Source organism: Mesorhizobium sp. C399B (assembly GCF_030323185.1).
Classification (GTDB): domain Bacteria; phylum Pseudomonadota; class Alphaproteobacteria; order Rhizobiales; family Rhizobiaceae; genus Mesorhizobium.
On record NZ_CP100472.1, the window covers coordinates 5,150,210 to 5,172,076 of the forward strand.

At 63.9% G+C, this 21,867-nt stretch carries 15 protein-coding genes; 3 read left to right on the plus strand and 12 right to left on the minus strand.

Annotated elements, in window-relative coordinates; all coding sequences use genetic code 11:
- Positions 1-107 precede the first annotated feature (107 nt).
- From tssM (NLY36_RS24435) to tagH, 3 genes are all read right to left on the minus strand, one after another.
- Entirely contained in the window at positions 108-3,629 is a 3,522-nt protein-coding gene (gene tssM, locus NLY36_RS24435) for a type VI secretion system membrane subunit TssM (RefSeq protein ID WP_023735643.1), read from the minus strand.
- Positions 3,626-5,152, minus strand: coding sequence for a type VI secretion system protein TssL, long form (tssL, locus tag NLY36_RS24440; RefSeq protein WP_023735642.1), 1,527 nt, complete (start codon positions 5,150-5,152; stop codon positions 3,626-3,628). The genes tssM (NLY36_RS24435) and tssL overlap by 4 nt, the downstream gene beginning before the upstream one ends.
- A 250-nt stretch (positions 5,153-5,402) precedes the next feature.
- Positions 5,403-6,425 carry a type VI secretion system-associated FHA domain protein TagH gene (gene tagH, locus NLY36_RS24445; protein ID WP_023695279.1) on the minus strand — a complete coding sequence of 341 codons (1,023 nt, stop codon included), beginning with the start codon at positions 6,423-6,425 and terminating at the stop codon, positions 5,403-5,405.
- Positions 6,426-6,696: 271 nt separating this feature from the next.
- Here tagH and NLY36_RS24450 point away from each other — a divergent pair, with 271 nt between their 5' ends.
- The 3 genes from NLY36_RS24450 to NLY36_RS24460 are packed head-to-tail and all read left to right on the plus strand — an operon-like array spanning position 6,697 to position 10,531.
- The gene (locus tag NLY36_RS24450; RefSeq protein WP_023695280.1) at positions 6,697-9,030 is read left to right on the plus strand and encodes a type VI secretion system Vgr family protein; all 2,334 of its coding nucleotides are present in this window, start codon (positions 6,697-6,699) and stop codon (positions 9,028-9,030) included.
- An 8-nt stretch (positions 9,031-9,038) separates the two neighbouring features.
- Positions 9,039-9,464, plus strand: a complete 426-nt coding sequence (locus NLY36_RS24455; protein ID WP_023695281.1) for a DUF6484 domain-containing protein — start codon at positions 9,039-9,041, stop codon at positions 9,462-9,464.
- The gene (locus NLY36_RS24460) at positions 9,464-10,531 is read left to right on the plus strand and encodes a HEAT repeat domain-containing protein (protein ID WP_023695282.1); all 1,068 of its coding nucleotides are present in this window, start codon (positions 9,464-9,466) and stop codon (positions 10,529-10,531) included. The genes NLY36_RS24455 and NLY36_RS24460 overlap by 1 nt, the downstream gene beginning before the upstream one ends.
- A 31-nt stretch (positions 10,532-10,562) precedes the next feature.
- On the opposite strand, the gene NLY36_RS24465 is transcribed toward NLY36_RS24460, so the two are convergent.
- From NLY36_RS24465 to tssJ, 9 genes are read right to left on the minus strand one after another with little or no spacing between them, the layout of a single operon-like run.
- Positions 10,563-11,438, minus strand: a complete 876-nt coding sequence (locus NLY36_RS24465; RefSeq protein ID WP_156933193.1) for a hypothetical protein — start codon at positions 11,436-11,438, stop codon at positions 10,563-10,565.
- A gap of 9 nt (positions 11,439-11,447) precedes the next feature.
- Positions 11,448-12,509: a PAAR-like domain-containing protein gene (locus NLY36_RS24470; protein WP_023695284.1), complete on the minus strand. Its 1,062-nt coding sequence runs from the start codon at positions 12,507-12,509 to the stop codon at positions 11,448-11,450.
- Positions 12,510-12,519: 10 nt separating this feature from the next.
- Positions 12,520-13,527, minus strand: coding sequence for a hypothetical protein (locus NLY36_RS24475; protein WP_023695285.1), 1,008 nt, complete (start codon positions 13,525-13,527; stop codon positions 12,520-12,522).
- A complete protein-coding gene (locus NLY36_RS24480) occupies positions 13,524-14,612 on the minus strand; it encodes a DUF2169 family type VI secretion system accessory protein (RefSeq protein ID WP_023695286.1) in 1,089 nt (362 codons plus the stop codon). Before NLY36_RS24480 ends, NLY36_RS24475 begins: the two co-directional genes overlap by 4 nt.
- A gap of 16 nt (positions 14,613-14,628) precedes the next feature.
- Positions 14,629-15,171 carry a type VI secretion system-associated protein TagF gene (gene tagF, locus NLY36_RS24485; RefSeq protein WP_023709962.1) on the minus strand — a complete coding sequence of 181 codons (543 nt, stop codon included), beginning with the start codon at positions 15,169-15,171 and terminating at the stop codon, positions 14,629-14,631.
- Positions 15,153-18,689, minus strand: coding sequence for a type VI secretion system membrane subunit TssM (gene tssM / locus NLY36_RS24490; protein ID WP_023735640.1), 3,537 nt, complete (start codon positions 18,687-18,689; stop codon positions 15,153-15,155). The genes tagF and tssM (NLY36_RS24490) overlap by 19 nt, the downstream gene beginning before the upstream one ends.
- A gap of 1 nt (position 18,690) precedes the next feature.
- The gene (icmH, locus tag NLY36_RS24495) at positions 18,691-20,016 is read right to left on the minus strand and encodes a type IVB secretion system protein IcmH/DotU (protein WP_023735639.1); all 1,326 of its coding nucleotides are present in this window, start codon (positions 20,014-20,016) and stop codon (positions 18,691-18,693) included.
- A gap of 4 nt (positions 20,017-20,020) precedes the next feature.
- Positions 20,021-21,355, minus strand: coding sequence for a type VI secretion system baseplate subunit TssK (gene tssK, locus NLY36_RS24500; RefSeq protein WP_286461549.1), 1,335 nt, complete (start codon positions 21,353-21,355; stop codon positions 20,021-20,023).
- Between the two features lie 58 nt (positions 21,356-21,413).
- Positions 21,414-21,866 carry a type VI secretion system lipoprotein TssJ gene (tssJ, locus tag NLY36_RS24505; RefSeq protein ID WP_023735638.1) on the minus strand — a complete coding sequence of 151 codons (453 nt, stop codon included), beginning with the start codon at positions 21,864-21,866 and terminating at the stop codon, positions 21,414-21,416.
- Position 21,867 lies beyond the last annotated feature (1 nt).

Consider the following 21,867-nt stretch of genomic DNA (forward strand, 5'->3'; position numbering starts at 1 on the left):
AGCCCCATTCATTAGAGTATCGAAATCTAAGCCGCTGATGACGGACCGTGTGGTGCCGCCGCTGTCTCTGCGTCCTCCAATCGCTGGTCCTGCCATGCAATTCCCCATCAGAAAGCCTTCGGACAGCTGAACGCGGAAAGCGCCGGCAGCGTGAATGGGTTGCCGTCCTCCCCGGTCTTGATCGTGTAGGCGACATCCCGTCCGCCGATGACGAAATGCGCTTCGAGACTGTCGCCATTGGCGGTGACCTGCCCCTTGTCCAGCAATCGTTTCAAAGCCCAGGGACCGTCGAACTTGATTGCGGACTCGCGGCCGGGCAGCTCCGGCGTCAGGCTGAGACTGGCCGAACCGGTCTTGCCCGGCCACGGAATCAGGCCCGGCGTGTTGCCGGCCTGGGTGGCCTGCAGCACCTGGCCGTCGATATTGAGCAGCGCCATGTCGGCATCGCCATGCAGCGACAGCGGCGTGAAGGTGATGTTGATCGACGGCACCGGCCCGCCGAGCGGAAAGAAAGCCGCGCGGATTTGTGCCGCGAGCTGAAAGTTCTTCAGCGTCGACTTCGCCAGATTGCGGCCGAACCTGGTGTCCTGCTTCCAGTCCCAGTCCTGGCCGCTCATGTCGACCAGCGACGCCAGGTTCTGCGCGAAGAACCGGTCGAGAACCCCGCCTGGAGAAAACAATCTGGCAAAATCCGCCATGGCGACATCGTCGGTACCGGCGGGGGCGAATGGAAAGCGCCCGGCAATCACCTCTTCGCACGGACGGCCGACGGTCTCCTCCAGCATCTCGTTGAGATGCGTGGTCGATGTTTCGGCGACGGTGCCCTCGAAATCGTCCGCCGCCGCGCTCACCATCCTGGCCAGCGCCTTCGGCAGCCGCGAGGCGTTGGCGCGTAGAGTCGATATCTGCAGCTGCAGATTGGCGTTGGCCTGGTCCGTCTGGGCGGGGACATCGGCGGCCAGCCGCACGCTCTGATAGATTTCGCGGAAATTCTGGGTCAGGGCGTCGAGCGGCCGCTGCCCCGGCGCCCCGGCCACCAAAGCCTGGAAAGACCGGAACTGGGCTTCGATGTTGGCGCCGGGATCCTGGTTCTGGGTGCTGACAAAGGCGGTCCCGGCCCGGCTCTGCGATTTGCGCGCCGCAATCTCGATGCCGATGCGGGCGAGGCCCTTGGCGCGCGCGGCGATTTCCTGGTCGCTGTCTTGAGACGGCGCAGCCGGATTGCGCTCTTGCGTCAAAGCTGTTTCGCGCGCGATCGCCTCGAACAGCTGCATCAGCGGCGAACTCGGTGATCCCGCTGCGGACAGCGCCAGATATTGCGGTTTGTCGGCGGCCATTGCCTTGAACTTCAACCTGTCGAGCACCTCGTTCCACGCCGCCGCAAAACTCTTGCCATAGCGGTCGAGAAGTTCCGGGCCGAGCTTGAGCAATTCCTGGTCGAAGCCGCCTTGCTCGCCGCTCGAGCCGATCACCCATTGATCGTCGACAAGCGCCTGCGCGCTCCTGGCAAGTTGCGCCAGATAGAAGTCGAAGCCGGCATGGGTGTAGAGACCGGGGACGCGAAGGCCGGCGAGATCGTTTCCGTCATTGCGCTCGAACAGCATCGGCGCTTCCGGGCCGGCTTGCGAGGCCACCGAAAAATCGTCCAGCGCCGCCGCATAGGTGGCCGACTGGATGAGAGCGGTGGCGCGATCGGCAAGGCTCATGCGGCCGAGCGAGCGCTGGGCGGATTCGACCAGCGTGCGGTTGAGTTCGAACGAGGGATCCTGGTCGTTGTCGAGCGCCAGCATGGCGCGCAAATGCTTCTCCAATTGCGCCCGGCCGTCGCGATTGTGGGCGCCGGGATAGCGGTTCTGTTCCCAGTCCCGTTTCAGCCAGGTGACGACCAGCTCGTCATCCACTTTCGGCGCCTTGCCGCCCAGCATCAGGTAAATCTTCAGCGGCTCGTACAGCGCCATCGGATCGGCCATCCTGGCCTCGATCGTGCGTTCGAGCTGGAACAGCAGGCGCGAGCGGAACATCCGCTCCAGCCCCTGCCGGTAGGCGGTCTCGGAGGCCGAAAGGATACGCTCACGCTGGCTGAGGCCGAACGTCGCCGTGGCCGGGGTGGGCTGGTCTCTCGTATCGTAGCCGGCCGGCAGGCCGCGCAGCGCATCGAGCGCGCCGATGACGGTTTCGAGGTCGGCATCCGACACCGTCGTGCTGGCCAGCAGCGGCGCGGCTGTCGCGCGGTATTGGCCTGCCGCCTGGCCGGTCGCGGCGACCAGCGATTTGTTGGTCGTAAAGCTCAGGCCGAGAACGCCAAGCGCGGCGATCGCTATGGCCGCGATCGCTGTCAGGCCGGCGTAGCGGGCGATCGCAACGCGCCTGTCGGCCGCCCTGTCATAGGACACCCAGCCGGACTCGGCGAAAATGACGCGGCTCAACAGATCGTGCAGGAAGAAGCTTTTGCCGGTGCCGGAAAGATGCGCCTGGGCATTCCTGCCGAAACTGCGGCCTATGCTGCCCAGCAACTGGTCGATCGGCGTGCCTTCCTGCGTGCCGGAAGAAAAATACAGGCCGCGCAGGGGGGCGTTCAGCTGCTTGCGCGTCGGCTCGAAAACGCCCTCGAGGAAATTCACGATCCGGCCTTTCAGCGCACCGAGCTGCGCGGCGAAGCCGAAAATGGCGATGCGCGCGACCGGATCGGTCTCCGCCTGCAGCCGCTCGCTCATCTCTTCGGTCAGGCGCTTCACCAGCGCGTCGAATTCGGCTGGCGCTTCTGCGACCATGTTCAGGCCGCGCTCGGCGGTCTGGAAGGTCGCGCCCCACACCTTGCGCCGGCGTGCTTCGTCGAAACCGCCGAAATATTCCATGAATCCGGAGACCAGGTCGGCCTTGGTGAACAGCACGTAGACGGGAAAGCGGACCTTCAGGACCTCGTGGATTTCCTGCAGGCGGCTGCGGATCTCGGCGACACGGGCCGCCTGCTCTCCGTCCGCCATCAGATCGGCAAGGCTGATCGCCAGGATGACGCCATTGATCGGCTGACGCGTCCGGTGCCGCTTGAGCAGCGACAGGAACGCCAGCCAGCTTTTGCTGTCGGTCCGTGCATGGGAATCCTGCGTCGTGTAGCGCCCGGCCGTGTCGATCAGCACCGCCTCGTCGGTGAACCACCAGTCGCAATTGCGCGTACCGCCGACACCCGCCACCGGCTGCGCCTGGCCCGACCCGGCAAGCGGAAAGTTCAGGCCGGAATTGACCAGCGCGGTGGTCTTGCCGGCGCCCGGCGGGCCGATGACGATGTACCAGGGGACGTCGTAGAGGAAGTTGCGCTTGCCGCTCGACTGCCTGAGCGTCGCGACTGCTTCGTTCATGCGAGCTTCCAGCACCTTTGCATCGCTGCCGTCATCCTCGGCGCTGGCCATGGCGGCCTCCAGCGCCTTCTGCGCCTTGCGCCTGCGCCAGAACCGGATTGCATAGATGATCGCCACCGTTCCGACGACGATGCCGATGATCGCTGCCCGCAGCCAGATGGGATCCAACGGCCGGGCGCCGGCAAAGCGGATTAACGGGCCGGCGTACCAGACCGCGGCGGCAAAGCCGGCGAGCGCGAGCGCGCTGAAGATGCGCAGCAGCCAGCCGGTCACAGCATCTCCTCCCGCGGGATCATTACATCGACACGGCGGTTTTTGGCGCGGCCGTCCGGCGTTGCATTGTCGGCGATGGGCTCGTCCTCGCCCTTGCCCTCGACCTTTGTCCGCGACGGATCGCTGAAATGCGCTGCGATCATCTTTTCCACTGACTGGGCACGTGCGACGGAGAGGTCGAAATTCGATTTGAAGGCGCTGGTCTTCTTCGGTTTGACGTTGTCGGTGTGGCCGACGATCCGGATCGGCCCGCGCTCCGCGTCGAGAGCCGCCGCGATGCTGGCGGCCACCGGCTCGAACTCCGGCTTGACCTCGGCTCGTCCCGACTGGAACAGCAGGGCGTTGCTGATTTCCACGATGATGAAATCACCCTTGGTGCCGACGCTGACGCCGCCGCCTTCGATCTCCTTGGCCAAGGCAGTGCGGATGCGATCGACCTGCGCAATCGTCGTTGGCGCTGCGACGACTTTCACCTCCTCGGTCAGCGGCACGAAACCGGTGCGCTCGATGGTGACCGGCGTCGCCGGATTGAGCGCCAGCAACTCGCCGGCAACAGCCTCGCCATCATTGGTGATGAGCACGCGCAGCGTGAAAAAGGCTGCGGTCAAAACTGCCGCGGTTGCAGCGGCTATGGCCCAGAGCGGAACCCGCCTGGAGCCTTGCGCCGATGTGACCGACAAGCCTTGCCAGCGCGGCGAGATGTCGTCGTCACCGAGGACGCGGAAATAGGCTGATGTCTCGTAGACGTCGCGGCGGACCCGTTCGAGGCTCTCGCGCGGCTGGCCGCGATACTGGCCTTCGAAGCCAAGCGACAGGCAGACATGCATCAGCTCGATGAGATTGCGATGAGGTTCCGGCGTCGCCAGCACCGTGTTCAGCGCCTGGAAAAAACCGGCGCCGGTGGGTTTGACCTGGAAGAAGCGCTGCAGCATGGCGTGCTGCGCCCACGCATCCCGGCTGGAACCGGGCAGATTGGCGACGATATCGTCGGCGGTTTCGCAAAGCACATAGCTGGCGATGCGCGCATCCTCTTCCGAGGTATCGGTCCTGGCGATCTTGCGGTCGAAATCCTCGATCAGGCCGGCGACATGCTGCGCCAGCGGCTCGGCCGGTCTTTCGACAGCCATCAGCCGCAGATGCCCAAGCAGTATCAGCAAGGGCGCCGCGGCAGCGACGATCGGGTTGGCCGCGCCATAATCGACGGCATCGCTGGCGCCGAGCAGCGCATCCCATGGCGTTTTCCCCGCCGTCCCGGCTGAGCCGTGAACGGGCGGATCGGCCGGCGCGTTGGCGAGTGGCGTTCCCTGATAGATCACCGTCCCCGTGACGTCGGACGGCGGCTGGCGGCCGGCGTTGGGATCGAAAACCGTGGGTTCCGGGACGCTGGCAGGGGCGATCACCGTACTGCCGGGGGCCGGCGCATCGCGGGCGAGAACCGTCTTTTGCTTGCGGCCGGGATTGGGGCGGCTGGGGCGGATGACGGTTTTGCCGGTCGGATCGAAAGGATCATCCTTCGAGCTCATCGCCGATCCCTGCCTCTACGCCCGCGCGCCGCGACGCACAGCGCCATGTCCGCGCAAACGCGGACCGCAGGACGCTATCTCGCCGTGACATGACATGTGCCGCAGACCCCCGAGGTCGACCAACCGTACCCGCGTGCTCAATCGTCGTATGTGATCGTAGTCTCAGAAGGTTGCGATGGAAACCCGGCGCAATTTTGGTGGCCGGCCCGTGCTCGGGTCGCCTTCACGGTGTCTTCAGCGGTGCGCGGGCTTAGCCCTTGCCGGTCTTCTGTTTGGCGGCCTTGGCATAGGCTTCACTGAAATAGGTGAGGAATATGTCCAGCATGCCGTTCTCGTGCGCTTCCTCCTTGGCCCGCCAGGTCGCGACCAGCGCGTCCCAGGCGCGCGTTTTCTTCGAGGCAAAGGAGGATGGCGGCAGTTTTTTCGCAATCGCCTCGGGCGACAGATCGTCAAGCAACCGCGACAGCGCTGCCTGCATGGCGGCGAAGGTGGCGAATTCATGTGTTTTGAGGTCGTGGAAAGCGTCTTCGATGCTGTGCCTGGCATCGAGATAGCCGGCCCTGCGCCGCGCGAACATGATGTCGAGGATTTCGTCTGTCCCGGGCACGAACTTTAGCGGATTGTTGTCGGCGGAATTGATCATGGTCCGGTCGCTGGTCTTGGCCAGGACTTTTGCAGCGGCGCGCGCCTTCAACAGCAACACCAGCTCGTCGACGAGGATGCGCAGCACCGCGCCGATCTCGCCGGCTACCTCCTGCGGTTGGCGCAGCAAAAGCACCTCTGGCGGAATGCCGGCGCCGGCGGCAATCGCGCGCAGGATCTCGTCGGCTTGCTGCGGCCGGCTGGAGACCGAAGCGGGTGGCGCGGTCGGTGACCGTGGCGATGCGACATGGTCTGGAAAGGATCCGGCAACGGGCATCTGCCGTTGCGTCGAACCATGGCCACCGAAGGCTGGGTTCCCGTCATCGATCGACACCGAGACGATATAGCGGCCGATCCGGAGCCGGTCACCTTGCGCCAACCGATGCGGGCCGGTCAGGCGCTGGCTCGACCCGTTGACGAATGTGCCGTTGCGCGAGACGTCGTGGAGAAAAAAGGCGCCGCCTTCGTAGCGGATTTCGCAATGTCGGCCGGAGATGAACTTGTCCGGATCGGGCAAGGTCCAGGCGCAGTTCTCCCGCCCGATCTCGAAGCCGCGGTCGCGCGATGCGTAGCCGGGCGGCAGCCCGGCAGGCAGGACATCGACATTGCTGATCTGCAGACTGATGAACATGCGCTATGGACCGTCGACCGCTGCCGTTTCCATTGATCCGATGTGCCACAGTCTAGCAGCTTGCGGGCACAGCGGGAGAGCGGCGTTTCACACTGGCGAAAGCGGCGCAAACAGCAACGGCCTGCCGCTTGTCCTCTTTGGTCTGCCATTGAACATGTGGTAGGCTCAACATGGCTTGGGTGGCAAGTTGCGAAATATCCCTGAACGTGAGGTCGTTAACACAAGAAGGGCTTCGAACCTGCCACACTAGCGCTCAGGAGGGGCACGACCCATGCCGAGTGAACAACGCGCCGCGCTTGTGCAGACGCCGGTCGGCGCCGAGCTGTTGACCTTTACGCATCTCGTCGGCCGCGACGAGATCAGCCGCTGCCTTGCCTACACCGTTGGATTTGTCTCGACCAATGCCGATGTCGACCCGCTGAAGATGCTGGGCGGCACCGTTTCGATCGAAGGCGAGGCCGACCCCAAGCGCTGGTTCAGCGGCCTCATCGCCGAGTTTCGCCTTACCCGCATCGAAGATCGGCTGGCTCACTATGAGGCGGTCGTCAGGCCGTGGCTGTGGTTCCTCGGCAATACCACCGACTGCCGCATCTTCCAGGACAAGACTGCCGTCGAGATCGTGGAGGAGATTTTCTCCAAATATGGCGGCATCGCCAAGTTCGAGAAGCGCTTGCAGGGCTCCTATCCGCCGCGCGAATATTGCGTGCAGTACGACGAGAGCGACCTCGATTTCGTGCAGCGGCTGCTCGAGCATGAAGGCATAATGTACTTCTTCGAGCATGCCGAGGGTGAGCACACACTGATCCTGGCCGACGCCATGAGCAAGCTGAAGCCAGCGCCGGGCTATGAGACGGTGCTCTATCAGTTCGAAGGGCAGGGCTCGCGCCGCGACGTCGAGTACATCACCGACTGGATTCCAGGCAGCGCGGTGCGCCCCGGCGCCTATGCCCACACCGATTATGACTTCGAAAAACCCGCCGCCGATTTGATGGCGAAGTCGGCGCAGCCCTTCGGCCACAAGCAGGCCGCGGGCGAGAACTATCGCCACCCCGGCGCGCATCTGGAAGTCGGGCGCGGCGACAGCCTGGCGGCGATCAGGCGCGAAGAAATCCAGGCGCCGCATATGCGCATTGCCGCTGTCGGCACCGTGCGCGGCCTGTTCTCCGGCTGCACCTTCAAGCTCGACGGCTTTCCGCGCGACGACCAGAACAAGGAGTATCTGGTGATCAGCGCCGAGTACCGGCTGTTCGATCCGGGCTATCGCGCCGGCGTCGACACCGATGGCGAGAATTTCAAGGTGGTGCTCGGTGTGGCGCCGACCTCAGTTGCTTATCGGCCGCCGCGCATCACGCCAAGGCCGATCATGCGCGGGCCGCAGACGGCGACCGTGGTCGGTCCGTCCGGCGAGGAGATCTTCACCGACAAATATGCCAGGGTGAAGGTGCAGTTCCACTGGGACCGCCTCGGCAAGAAGGACCAGAAGAGCTCCTGCTTCGTGCGGGTGTCGCAGACCTGGGCCGGCAGCGGCTGGGGCTTCATCCAGATCCCGCGCATCGGGCAGGAAGTCATCGTCGATTTCATCGAAGGCAATCCGGATCTGCCGATCATCACCGGCCGGGTCTACAACGCCTCGCAGATGCCGCCCTACGGGCTGCCCGGCAACGCCACGCAGTCGGGCTGGAAATCCAACTCGTCGAAGGGCGGTGGCGGCTACAACGAGCTGATGTTCGAGGACAAGGCCGGCTCCGAACTGGTCAATTTCCAGGCGCAGAAGGACCATCACCTTCTGATCAAGAATGATCGCCAGAAGCTGGTCCAGCACGACCAGTCCGACCGCATAGACCACGACGCCAAGCACTCCGTCGGCCACAACCTCGACGAGGACGTCGGCAACAACAAGACGGTCAAGGTCGGTGTCGACCAGACCACCAATATCGGGTCGAACGACACCGAGACGGTGGGGGTCAACCGCGCGCTGACGGTGGGGGCGAATGAGACGATTCACGTCATGTCGAATTCGACGGAGAACATCGACGCCAACCATTCGCAGACCGTCGGAATTGTGCAGACGGTCACGGTCGGGGCGGCGCGCGTCGATACTGTCGGAGCAGCGGAACAGCGCACCGTCGGCGGACTCCAGAGCAACACGATCGGCGCGACGAGGTCTGTCAGCGTGGGCATCAGCCAGACGCACAGCATAGGCACCAGTGATACATGGACCATAGGCGCGGGACAGAACATCAGTATCGGTGCCGGACAGTCGGTTGCGATCGCCGCATCCCAGACGACGGACGTAGGCGCCTCCCGCGCTGCCAACATCAAGTCGAACGACAGCACCGACGTTGGCGGCGGTTACATCCTGAAGGTAGCGAAGGGCAGCCTTACCGACGTAAAGGAGAATACCGGCATCAAGGTCGGTAAGAGCCTGTCAGTGGAAGCAGCCGACGACATTACCCTCAAGTGCGGCAGCTCCAAGATCGTGATGAAGAAGGACGGTACCATCATCATCGACGGCAAGGACATCACGGTGACGGGTTCAGGGAAAATTAACGTCAAGGCGTCGAGCGATGTCATTATCAAAGGCTCGAAGATCAACGAGAATTGAGGGACGCGATGGCCAGAGTCAAGAGTGCAATCGATGGCGTTGTGATCGGAGTTTTCATGGGGTTCGGCGAAGAAGGCGTGCCCCTCGTGGTCTTTGCCGGCAATCCCGAGGAAACGGCGCAGCCTGCGCGCAGCCTCAGCGAATTGTCTTCCGATATGGTCGGCAAGGAAGTGGCGTTGCTTTTCCAGGAGGGCGATCCGCGCAAGCCGCTGATCGTCGGTCGCATCGTCGAGCCGGCGCGCAGGCCCGGCGTAGAGGTTATCCGCGACGGCAAGCGTGTACGCATCCGCGCCAATGACCGGCTCGAACTGCGTTGCGGCAAGGCATCCATCGTGATGGATAGTGATGGGCAGATCGTCATCCGCGGTACATACTTGGTCAGCCACTCCAGCGGGCCGAATTATATCCGTGGCGGCTCGATCAATCTGAACTGATGTCGCCCGTCGAAAGCTTCCATCGCCCGCGCATCGCCAGCCTTGTGGTCAGGCAGCACGCGGAACTGGTTGCCTTTCTTTGGGTGCAGCGCGAGAGCCTTCTTGCGCAAGAGCCGCCCGCGTTGGTGGCGGCTAAGGATATCGACGACCGTATCGAAGCCAACATGGACGGACTGCGCATCGCGGACCAGGCCGCGTGGCCGAGCCTGCTTCAGCAACTGCAAGACTATCCTGACAGTGGGGAACTGTTTGCCTTTGCCTGGACCGCGATCGAGTTCAACGATCCAGTCAGGCTTTCAGAAGCGGTGGGGCATGCCCGCGAACTGACACCGAGCCCGGACGGGTTCATCGGCGCGCTGCGGTGGCATGCGGCCGACCGAATCGGACCGCATGTGAGGGACTGGATCACCGATGCCGACGCCTTCAAACGCTTTCTCGGCGTTTCGGCATGTCTGGTGCATTCGGTCGATCCAAAGAACCTGCTGCCGCGGCTAGCTCGCGATCCCGATCCCCGCGTTCGTGTGGCGGGCTTACGGCTGGTGGGCGTTCTCAAACGAACCGATCTTGCCGGCGAGGCGAACGCTGCGCTCAACGATTCCGACGAAGATGCGCGATTCTGGTCGGCTTGGTCGCTGGTTGAACTGGGTCATGCCGGGTTGGCGCAAAACGCATTGAGAGCAGCGGTTGAAACGCCGGGGAAGGACAGGCTGATAGCGCTCCGCGCCGCGATCAAGGGCGGGCCTGAAACGGAAGTTCGGGCATGGCTCGGCGGATTAATGCAGTCGCCCCAGACCGCCTCAATCGCGGTTCGCAGCATCGGCATGTTGGGCGATCGCGGCCGGCTTGCCTGGCTTGTTGAGAGGATGCGCGAGCCGCCGGTATCGATCGCAGCGGGCGCGTCATTTGTGGAATTGTTCCCAGAAGCTCCTTGGGGTGAGCTGTCTTCCGCCGACATGGGAGAGGTTGGCCCGGACTTCATCGACTACTTCAGCGACAGCATCGTACGCGTGCCGCTCGCCGATAAGGTAGCTGAATGGGGCAAAGCGGCCGGCGTCCTACGCGACTGAAGCGACGTTACAGCTGTCATCTCCAGTCGGATCAGGCGCCAATGGGATGGCCGAAGAAATACCTCTGCCCCGGGACAAATCTTCTGACGTCGTCGCTATCGAGGAATGCCTCCAGAATTGCCGTCGCCTGAAGCGAATTGAGTTTGACCGGGTCGTCAAAGAAGGCGGCACAATTCACGCCGGTGGCGGCCTCGAAGATGAGACGGTGACGGTGGATGCGGCCTATCTCCGGTGCTGCGCTGCCCACCCGTTCAAGCAGCCGCCTTGCGAACTTGACCACGTCGAAAACCTTGCCGCCGAGGATGGGGGTATTGGGGACCGGGAGTTGCTCTCGCACCAGCGACAACGCCGCCGTCACCTTGGGAAAGTAGTCCTGCCGATTGATGATGTGAACAGTATCTTCATCCTCGGATTCGATGGACTCGTCGGCACCGCTGATTATCGGTCCGTTGGTGTCCTCGAGCAGATACGACAACTCCCTTTCGATCTGATAGCGGGTCTCTTCGTCCGATGCATCATTGTGTAACGTCAGCAACATCTCGATCGCGTCAGGGTTCAGCGTCTGGCCCAACGCAATTGTCATGAAATATTCCGCGCCAGAGCCGTCTTTTTCGAACGGCTTGAAGACGTCCTTCACAACACCGAGGTTGCCAGCCAGGCCAGCCAGATTGGTACCCGCCTGCCAGACGAGATAGGCATCGCTGTCCTTCATGATTGAGGGAATGTGGTGCAGCGCGGAAAAGTTGCCCAATTCGCAGGCCAAAAAAAGGCCAGCGATCTGTTCCCATACCTCGTCGCTTTGAAGAAGACGCGTCGGATCATAAGAGGCCAAGTCTACACCAGGAACAAAGAATCCCAGTGAGAGCTGTTTGAGTTTCGTATCGGGAATCGATGTGTACTTTGCCATAGCAGGACCTTACGGGATTGAGTCATTGACCTTCTCGAGGTCGCTTTGCAAATCTTCGATCTCCTGGCAATCGCCCGAATCCATAATGTCTTGGGGGACTACATTTGACGGGTTATTGCACCCACCGGCCATGTGAGGCGTTGTGTGGTTCAAGGAATGGTAGGGCTTCTTGGCGGGGTCAGCGTTTGTCCCTCTTCTGATGGGTGAACCCTTTGCAGTTTCCCAGGCCAGAATACAGCCGGCCTTCACTCCAGAGTCGAAGGCCATCTTGGCTTCCTGCGCCGGTGTATTGACACCCCCAGAGGTTCTCGCGCCCTTCGGAATGTCGAAATACATGGCGCAGCCCTGATTGTCATTGTTGTGGACGTTTGGGCACGCCGGCTTGCCAGCCTTTCGCAAGCGCCGATGCTTCGCCTTCAGCTTGAGCATCTTTTTTAGCTTGACCTCGAAATCAGCCTTTTTGGCAATCTGCGCGGCGTCCCCAGTCCTCATTTTCTTGATCTTGTTCGTCCAGAACGTCTTTTCCTTAACCACGGGATATGGCTTGCCGGAAGCATCCTTCTGCCATTCGTGCAGCGGGCCACCGCAGCACGGGCAGTTCCCGGCCTTCACGGCCGCCTTGGCAGCCTTTGCATTCAGCGACTCGAGCGCCGGCGCCGGCGGCGTCGCGCCAACGTAGGACGTATGGTTGCTTGTCGTGATGTCAAAATGCCGGCAGACGTTCTTGCCTTCGAACTTCACCGACATGCACCAGGCCTGAAAGTAGGTTTTGCCGGTGATCTGGTGGGTCACGACCGAAGATCCGAACGTGCGGGTTGCGGCCTCGTTTCCGAGCACCGGCTCCTTGTAGTAGGATTTCTGCGCCAGCGCGGCGGGCTTGCCGCCGATCAGCACGGTCTCGGAGCCTTCCTTCAGATTGTTGGAGAACGACGTGTCCGGGTAGGGAATTGGGATAGGCCCGGCCGGTGGGGATGGCGGCGACAGGCAGACATCCGGAAACCGCGCGATCGACTTGTTCATGCCGTTCTCTCCAGCAATCTCCCATTTTTCCGCGAAGACGTTCTTGGTCATCTCTCTCGGCCTATGCAGTAACGATCGCCGCTGCCCGGCCACCAAACGTCGAACTGCCGTAAAGCACCGCGGAAGGCCCGGGTGCATAGCCGCGCCTGAAGGCTTGCTCGGCCCATGCGAACTGGATGGAACCCGCGGCCGCTCCGCAGTCGCCGATGCAGCCCGCCGCCAGCCAGACCAGTTGTTGCGGCCTGACTGTGCGCATCACCCGCATTTGCGCCACCACCAACTCCTCGAAAGCATAGGATTCGCCGGCGACGTCGGACAGGCGGAAGGCAACATCGTGAATCTCCACCCTGGCTTCCGCCAGGGCCGTCCGCAGCGCAGAGGCCAGGCCATCTGCGCGAAACGGCTCCTCGTTGAGCACTGTCGCGGTCTCGCGCGCCAAGCCGAGGCCATGCACCGTCACATGTGATTCGAGCAGCGGACGAGCGCTGACGACGGAGATGCTCGCCGCCTCGCCAGGAATGAGGCCATCCGTGACGATGCTCGTTTTTAGACGGCCCGCCTTGTCGAGCCAGCCGAGGGTGCGCGAATCGATGAGCGTATCCACGGCCACGATGATACAGGCGGGAACTTTGCGTTCGGCGAGCAGTTTGCGCGCGTGCCAGATGCCGACGAAGGTGGACACTGCCCCTTCCGTCACATGCACGGAATGCGGTCCGACAAGAGATGCCCCATTGGGCAGCGCCAGCCCGCCCACAATGCCGTTGAGGCGCGCGCCCGGAAACTGCGGTTCACGCGTACACAAGATGATCGGCATCTCGCCCCAGGGCAGCCGGTCCGCCTGTTTTGGGTCCACCTGATCGGCGGCCAGACGCGTCAGGGCGGCAACGCGATCGCGGCCGCGCATCGTCGCCGGCAGGGCATCCACTGACGCGCCACGTATTGGCTCGCCGTCGGCGTCGCGATAGGAGAGTTCGGCGAACGCCGCTATATTTGCCCGCATCGCGGCCGCCGTACTCCCCGCCGAATAGCCGACCGGCGACACGAGGCTGAGGCAGGAAATGACCGTCATTTTAGCCGCCTTATTTCCTTCAGGGCGGCAACTGCGACTTTCAGCCCCGCATAGTGCGGCTTCTCGCCGTCGCGGGGGATGAGGTCGTTGCCGACTTGAACCTCCTCAAGTCTCACGAACTTGCGCGGCAGCTTCGTGCTTACCCGGCCCACCAGCACGATTCTGCTCTCGTGCGGAACGATGATGAGCGTATCAGGCACCATCGTTTTTCGTTCCAAATGGTCGTCGAACACGAAGCGCACCGGCACGGACAGTCTCGGCAGTTTTACCCCGAACCGACCTCTTTCGTTCATGCCGATGCAGCCGAAGACCATGCCCTCGTCCAATCTGTCGAGCCATTGGTCCTGGGGCGCCGCCTGGAAGTAGCGGTCGTCGAAATCCTGCGGCAGGAAGGGCAGCACGTTGTCCATCCAATGCTTGTCATAGGTGCCGGCATATCTCGCCCGCTCCTTGGCGAAGCGTGGTACAGGACCAAAGCCGATCGGCCTGGGCCTGTCGTTCCAGATCGCCATGCGCGATTGCGGGTGCTCGACACAAGGCAGCGGCGTGCCGTCAATATTACCCTGGCCGACAAGGTAGCCGCTGCCGATCGGGTTGACGGCGTCGCCACGATGCTTAGCAGGATCAGGATCGGATCGGTCAGTGCCGCCAAATGCGAGATGCCACGCCAACGGCATTGAAACAAAGGGGGTCGGGCGCGAGGGCTGGATACCTAAGCCACCTCTGAACCAGCGCCTTTGGCCAGTGACCACCGCGCGCTTGTCCAGTCCCGGCCCAACCAGGCGCACTTCGATCGCTTCCACCTGCCGCCCCTTCGGCGCGACCGCCATGGCATCGAGCAGAACCTCGCATTTCGGTTTGACAGGGGCAAAGTCGGTCTCGACGCGGATGGAGGTGACTTCCGGATCGCCGTAGTGGGTATCGGCGTAGACGAAAGGTGACTGTTCCTTGCTGGGAGTGCAGTTGCCTTGTTCATCGACGTCGTACGTCGCCCTGATCACGGCCACGCAATGCTTCACGCAATGCTTGTCCTGATATGGAAAAGTCTCGGCGAGAAACGGAGTGGTGTTCTGGCTGACGAACATCAGAGTTGCTCCCCCATCAGCTGGTCTCCCAACTGGCGGCGAGCATCTGCTCCAGCGTCGCTTGCGGTGACTGCGGATCGATGTCGAAAATGTCGGAGTGCTTGGTCCACATCACCATGTCGGCGATCAGCTCTTCGCCCGGCTCGATCGGCGGCATTGGCAGGGCCGCCAGTGCAATATCCAGTTCATCGGGCGTCAGCGCGCCCTGCTGGGCGCTGATCGCCGCTTCTTCGATTCCCGCAAACCAGGCTTCGGCATGCGTCAGCATGGCAGATGCTTCAGGCAGCTGCGCAACGACGCTCAGCGGGAACTGCCGGCCGACCTTGTCGGCGCTCTGCAGGATGATGCCGGCCGACGCGCCGAAGGCATTCGGGCCTGCCACAAACCGCAGCGCCATGGCGGGCGGCCAGATATCCTGGCCAAACAGCGGCACCAGATGCTGCGCCAGCCAGCGGTCCCACACGCGCACGAAGTCGCCCGTCAGCCGACGTGTCACGAAATCGCCGGTGGCGGGCATTTTGCCGTAGTAGCCGGGCAGGGTCATATCTGCGGCGGACATGAGAATTTCTTGAACATCTGGAGGTTGTAGGGGTTCTCGACACTGGCCGCCTTCAGCTTGAAGTCGGCGTACATGCCTTTCGTCCCCAGCCGCAGGCTGTAGACGTCGGACAGCGAGGTGCCGGTAAAGCGGCCGCCGCGCAGCATCCTCAGCCACGCCCAGCTACCCGTCTCGTTGAGCATGATTTCGGGCGAGCCGTCGATCGGCTGGAAGGCGAGCGAGATGACGCCGGTGCCGTCCTTGCCGGGCCAGGTCATCGGTTGCGGCCGCGTCGCATTGTTGAAATAGACCAGGTTCTGGCCGTCGAGATTGAGCGTGACACGGGTGACGTTGGGCGACAGGTCTGTCGGCTCCAGCGTAAAGGCCATCACCGGGCCCTGGCCGCCAGGGAAGAGATCGTCGCGAATGCGCCGCGCCTGCTCGAAGGCGGCAAGCGCCGACGGATCGAGTCCGAAATCGGCGCGCCATTTCCATGGCTGCGCCGATGTGTCGACATAGCCGAGCAGATGGTCGTTGATGAAGCCGTCGATCATGCCCGCCGGTCCGAACAGGCGGGCGAAGTCGCGCACATTGACGTCGACGGCGCTGTCTGGGCTGAACGGATAGCGGTCGTTGAGCGCGGCCTGGCAGAAGGGCAGGATATCGGCGCGCCAGATGGCGTTGAGCTCGGAGGCCACGGCCTTCTGCGTCAACCCGCTGGTGTCGCCGGCAATGCCGCTCAGCCAGGTGTTGACCGGGTCGGGCAGGATCTGTGCCTGGCGGGCGACGGCGCCGGTCAGTTCGGCCAGCCCGCCCTGTTTCTTGATCGCGTCCTGCGGGTCGGGATTGGCGGTCACCGTTTGCAGCACATTGGACAGCGCCGTCAGCGCAACGACCGCGGCATCGAGCGCCGGCGGCTGGCCGTCGACCTCGGCAATCGTGCTCTTGAGCGGCTTGAAGTGTTCGGCCACCAGCGTGCCGGTCAGGTCGACTTCGCTGGCCGATCCTGCGCGCGGCAGCAGCTTGGCGCCAGTCTTGACGATCTTGCCCAGTTTGCCGAGTTTGCCCAGCAGTTTCGAGCCGCCCTTCGCCGCCGCCTTGTCGTCGGTCGGCGCCTCGTCCGAGCGGGTGAGGTCGACCTCCTGGACCACCGCCGTCAGCAGCCGCTTCAGCGCGGAATCGGCGCTGGAAAGGTCTTTCAGATTCTCGCTGGCAATGTTGAGGTCGCTGAGCGGCGCCAGCCGCATGTCGCGCAAAAAACTGTCCCACTGCGCGATGTAATCGTCATAGTAGAGCTTCAGGATATCTTCCGATAGCGCCGACACCGAGGTCTCGGAATTTTCCGAGCAACCGCCGGCAAACACCGCGCGGTCGAGTGCCGCCTGGGCGGCCACATCCTCGACCCGGTCGAGGATCGCGTCGTGGAAGCCGTCATAGGTGAAGGCGCCTGATATGCCGACGCGCAGCGTCTTGTCGGAGCGTCGCGAAAACACCTTGGCGCCGTTCGGCCCGGCGAAATTGGCGGGGATCCATTCCTTCAATCCGGCCACCGCCGGATCGGCCAGCAATTGCTTGTAGGCCCGCGCCGGCAGCGAGATCGTGCAGACCGTTTTCAGCGCTTCGGCGACCAGCGCCTGGTCGGGCGCGATGTAGCTGTCGTCAACCGCCATGCGCCGGATCGCGGCCAACTGGTGTTCTTCCGCATCGGCGGTCGGGAAGGGCGCGGCCGGCGCGAATTCGGGCAGGTCGTTCACCCACCAATTCTCGACGAAGTCGGAGTCCATCTGAGACAGGCCGGTCATCATGCGGTAGGTCTTGAGTGCGCCCAGCATGAAGTCCGGATCGCGGATCTGCCGCCACATGGTCGCTTCGAGCAGCGCCACCATCCGCGGCTCCAGCACGTTGCGCAGAGCGTGGTCATAGGTGTCGGTCTGCGCCCGCATCATCTCGGCCGAAGCCGATGGTCCGAGCAGGTCCTGTGCCTTGTTCGGAGGCGCAGTCCTGGCATTGACGACTTCGTCCATGGCGGTCAGGGCAACGTCCATCGCCGGCTGCAGCACCGAGGCGGGCGTCGCCGCGGTCGACGTCAGCGGCGCCTGCAGCGCTTCGAACTGGCCGGCTTGCGCGGCGATGGCGTTGCGATTGTCGTAGTAGGACCAGGTGAACAGGCCGCCGGCGAGTATGGCCGCAGCCGCGCTGGCAGCGGCGGCACCGCGCCAGATCCAGCTGCGGCGGCGCTGCGCCAGCGGATCGAAAGTGCCGAGTCCGGCCTCCTTGAAGATCACCTCGGCCAAAAGGTTCTTGAGGAAGAAGCTGCGCTTCTCGAAGCGCTGCGCCGGCATCGTGCGTCGTGCCGGCAGGCCGAAGGAGGAGGCGAGCGCCGCGGTCAGCCGGTCGATCGGCGCGCCTTCCTGGGTCGCCGAGGTCAGATAGAGGCCGCGCAGCCAGGCCGCCTCCTCGTAGCGGCTCTCGCCGAACATCGCCTCGACCAGCACCTGGATCGGCTCGGACAGGCTTTGCAGCTGTGCGGGAAAGCGGAAGATCTCGGCCCGTTCGGCCAGCTTGTCCTCGTCTTCCAGCCGCGGCACCAACCGCTTTTCCAGCTCCCTCGACAGCGTCGTGATTTCGCCCGCGATCGTCTTGGCGTCGACGCGTGCATCGAGCGGGAAGGTCGTCCCCCATACCTGTTCGCGCGCCTGTGTCGACAGGCCGCTGAAGAAGGCCTCGAAGCCTCTGATCAGATCGGCCTTGGTCAGCATGAGATAGACCGGCAAGCGGATTTCCAGCCGCTCCTCGAGCTCGGCCAAGCGCCTGCGGATCTTGCGGCCATGCGCCTTGACGGCTTCGTCGCCCTCGGACAGCGCGTCGATCCCAAGCGCAACGATGACGCCGTTGAGCGCACGACGGCCACGATGCTTCTTCAACAGATCGAGGAAACCCAGCCATTCCACGGCGTCGACATCGGGCTGGCTTTCCTGCTGGACATAGCGCCCGGCGGTGTCGATCATCACTGCGTTTTCGGAGAAGAACCAGTCGCAGTTGCGGGTACCGCCGATGCCCTGCAGATCGTCGGTGAGGTCGATCGGAAAGTTGAGGCCGGATTGGCGCAAGGCCGTCGTCTTGCCGGTCGCCGGGGGGCCGACGATCACATACCACGGCATCTCGCGCAGGAACTTGCGGCCGCCGAGCTTGCGGCGCTTCAACTCGACCATGACGTCCTGGAACTTGGCGCCGACCGCGGCGACGTTTTCCTCGCCCGGGCTGAGCCGCTTTTCCTCGACCGGGGCGGAAATCTCGGCGACGAACATGCGGTTGGCGCGGATCGCGCGGCGCTGCGCGACGATCAGCCAGATCAGCCAGAAGATCACCAAAAGCGCGATGATGACGATGCGCACCGTCTCCGACGCCATCGGCACATAGTCGCCGACCCGTACGATCGGGCCGAATACCCAGATGATCAGCGACAGCAGCGCCAGGCCGATCAGCGTCCACAGGAAACGCGAAGTCAGGACCGCCCAGAGGAAGCGCAGGATGAACATGTCACAGCCTCTTTTCGACCAGCACTTCGACGCGGCGGTTCAAGGCCCGCCCTTCGCGTGTGCCGTCGTCGGCCACCGGATCGGTGGCGGCCCGGCCTTCGGAGCGCACGCGCTCCTTAGGCACGCCGTTCTGAACTAGGATATCGGCAATTTCCGCGGCGCGGGCTTCAGACAGCCGCTGGTTGGTGGACAGTGGGTTGGTCTTTTGCAAGGGAACGCCGTCGGTGTGGCCGACCACGGTGATATCGCCGATCAGATCCTGATTCTCGAGGATCACCTTGGCGACCGAGGCGATGAGCGGATCGAAGCCGTCTGTCAGCTGTGCTCGCGACGACTGGAAGAGTTCGGGATTGGAGGCCTGGATGACCAGCCGCGCCAGCGACACGCTCTCCGTGCCGCTCAGCGCTCTCTTGAGCTCATCCGGCGCCGCCGCCTGGAATTCCGGCAGCAGCGCGAAATCGACCGCCACCGGCGGCGGCGCGTCGACCTTCGGCGAAGCGCGGGTGACATCCGTACGCGTCGGCGGCGGCAGTGCGCGCACCAGCGCCGAAAGCTCGACCGCCTGGCTGCTCAGGCTCATCGACAGGCCGATATGGATGGCTGTCGCGATCACCGCCGCCGCCGCAACCATCACCCAGATCGGCACGATGAAGCGCTGCGGTTCGTCGGAGGCGATCACGCCTTTCCAGTTGGGCGAAAGCGGTGCGCCTTCGGCGTCGCTGTCGCGCAGGAAACGCGCCGCGGCCACCCGCACCGCATTGAGCGAACGGTCGCCGGAGCGGCCAGGCACGCGATATTTGCCGCGGAAGCCGAGCGCCATGCAATGATATTGCAACTCCAGCATTTCGCGGTCGCGATTGGGATGGCGTTCAAGCTCTTCGAGCCGGGCGAAGAACTGCGCGCCGGCATCGACGTCGCCGCGCAGCATCACCACCAGCGGCTGGCGTGGCCATGCGCTGGCTCCGCCCCACGGCGTATTCAGCGCCAGATCGTCGAGCAACGCAGCCACCAGCCATGCCGCCTGGTCGGCTCGCTCGAGCGAGGAGCCCTGCACCATCGTGGCGTCGCGGCAGCGCACGAGTTCCTCCAGCAGCCTGGTGCGCAGGGCTTCCGGGTTCTCCGGCGGCTGCGCGTTTTCCAGTTCGGGTGCAAACTCCAGCAGCGGCGAGAACGCATTGACGAGCACGTTCGGATGCGCGCGCGCGGAGCGCTTCGCGGTGACGCCCGACGCCGGCAGCGGCATGGCGCGCGGCGTTGGCGCTCCGCTCAGCCGAATGCGCGTCCGCTCCCGATCCTCGGACAGTCCGAATGGATCGTCCCTGCTCATCATCTCACCTGTTGACCGAGTAGCAGTCGACCTGCGGTTCGCTGGGCAGCACGCCCGAAACGCCGATCACAAAACCGGGCGCTTCGAGAAGCGAAGCCCAGTGCTCGCTTTTCTGGTCGAGTTCGAGGCACAGCCGGTCGCCGTCATAGGGAATTTCGCGCGGCTGCGAATGCAGTGGCTTTAGCGGAATGCCGGGCAGGCGTGATTTCCACAGCCCTTCGAATTCGCTGGCCGAGCCGACGGTCGCCTGGTTGACGAAAATCTTGCGCAAGGCATCCTCCGACAGTTCGGAGCCGATCCGCACCACGATGCGGCTCGCCACCAGAAGTTTCGGGTTGTCGATGCGGATCTTCCACACATTGGTGGCATGGCGCATGACCGGCAGCGCGCGCGATTTCGGCTCGATGTAGCGCAGGCTGAGGATCAGCGAACGCAGCGCGTCGGCCAGCGCCGAATAGGCGGGGCCCGGTGCCATGTGGTCATAGACGGGCAGTTCGCCGAGCCGCCTTGCGCTCGAGCCGTAGGTCGCCATCGAGCCGGCAAGGCCGGCAAGTTCCATGTAGACCTCGGCCGGATGGAACACGTCCTGCGCCAGCATGTGCGCCAGCCGCGGCCGCGCGGCGTTGACCAGGTTCAGGATCAGAAGATCCTCGACGCTGCGCCCGGGGCCGCCCAGCACCATCTTGCCATGCGCCTCGGCGATCTGGTCGAGGCCGGTGACCACTTCCTGCAGCAGGCGGCTGTACCAGGAGGCCGCGCCGATGACCAAGGTCGGCGGCAGGAAGGTGTCGTCGAGCGCCACGCCGCCATCGGCGCGCACGCCCTTGAGCTCGGCCACCGGCAGCGCGGTGTAGCCGCCGACGGCCGTGCCCGGCGCCAGCAACAGCGCCTGCGGCCGCGCAATCTCGATTTCCTCGGGATCGGAGCCGCCATGCACGGCGTCGCGCACCGAGACGATCCGGCCGCGATAGCGCGCGCCGGACGGCTCGGCATGAGCGGGGTCGAAGCCGACGCCGCCGGGCGGTTCGAGCGGCAGCGCGATCAGCACCGGTCCCGCGCCCATTTCCGGCGTCACCGCCAGCGGCCGCGGCGCATCCATCGTCTCGGGGATCGCGAACGGCGTCCCGTCTGGAAAGATGCCGCGTGCCGAGAGCACCGAAATCTGGCCGGCATCGAGCTGTGCCTGATCGAGCGTCAGCGTTCGAAAGCCGAACGTATGCAGATGCCCGGCCTGCAAGGCGCCGCGCACCGTCGCTTCGAAGAAGCGGTCCTGTTGCTGGAAATGCTGGGTGCGGAGGAACAGTCCCTCCGACCACAGCACCCTGTTTGCATCGTTCATGCCGGCACTCTCTGCTTCCTGCTCGTCACCTTGGCGCGGCTTTGCGGACCCGCCGCCGCTAGGCGGAAATGCCGCCGCTGCCGAGCTTCACATTGACGGTGAACTTCGATCCCGGCGACACCGACTTGGTCGTGCGCCAGTTGCGTCCGGTGGGTTCCCTGATCAGCGCGACGAAGCCGAGTGCGGCCACTTCCGGTTCGACCGTGATGGTCTTCGATGCGGTCTTGCCGGGTCCGACGGAAATCGTGTCGGAGCCGATGAGATCGCCGCCAAGTGCGGAGCCGGCACCGCCCTGCAGGGCGAAATAATCGGCCGAATTGAAGGCGCCGGTGCTTTTCAGCCGCAAGATCATCACCGTCACCGGCCTGTCGCCGCCGCCCGGTCCCGGGTTCATGCCGGCGCCGCCGGCAAGATTCACTGTGATGACGGATGGTTTGGGCGGGCCGCTCTGGCAAGCCGTCAGCAGTCCCGTCGCCCCGATGGCAAGGATAAATTCGCGTCTGTCGATCATG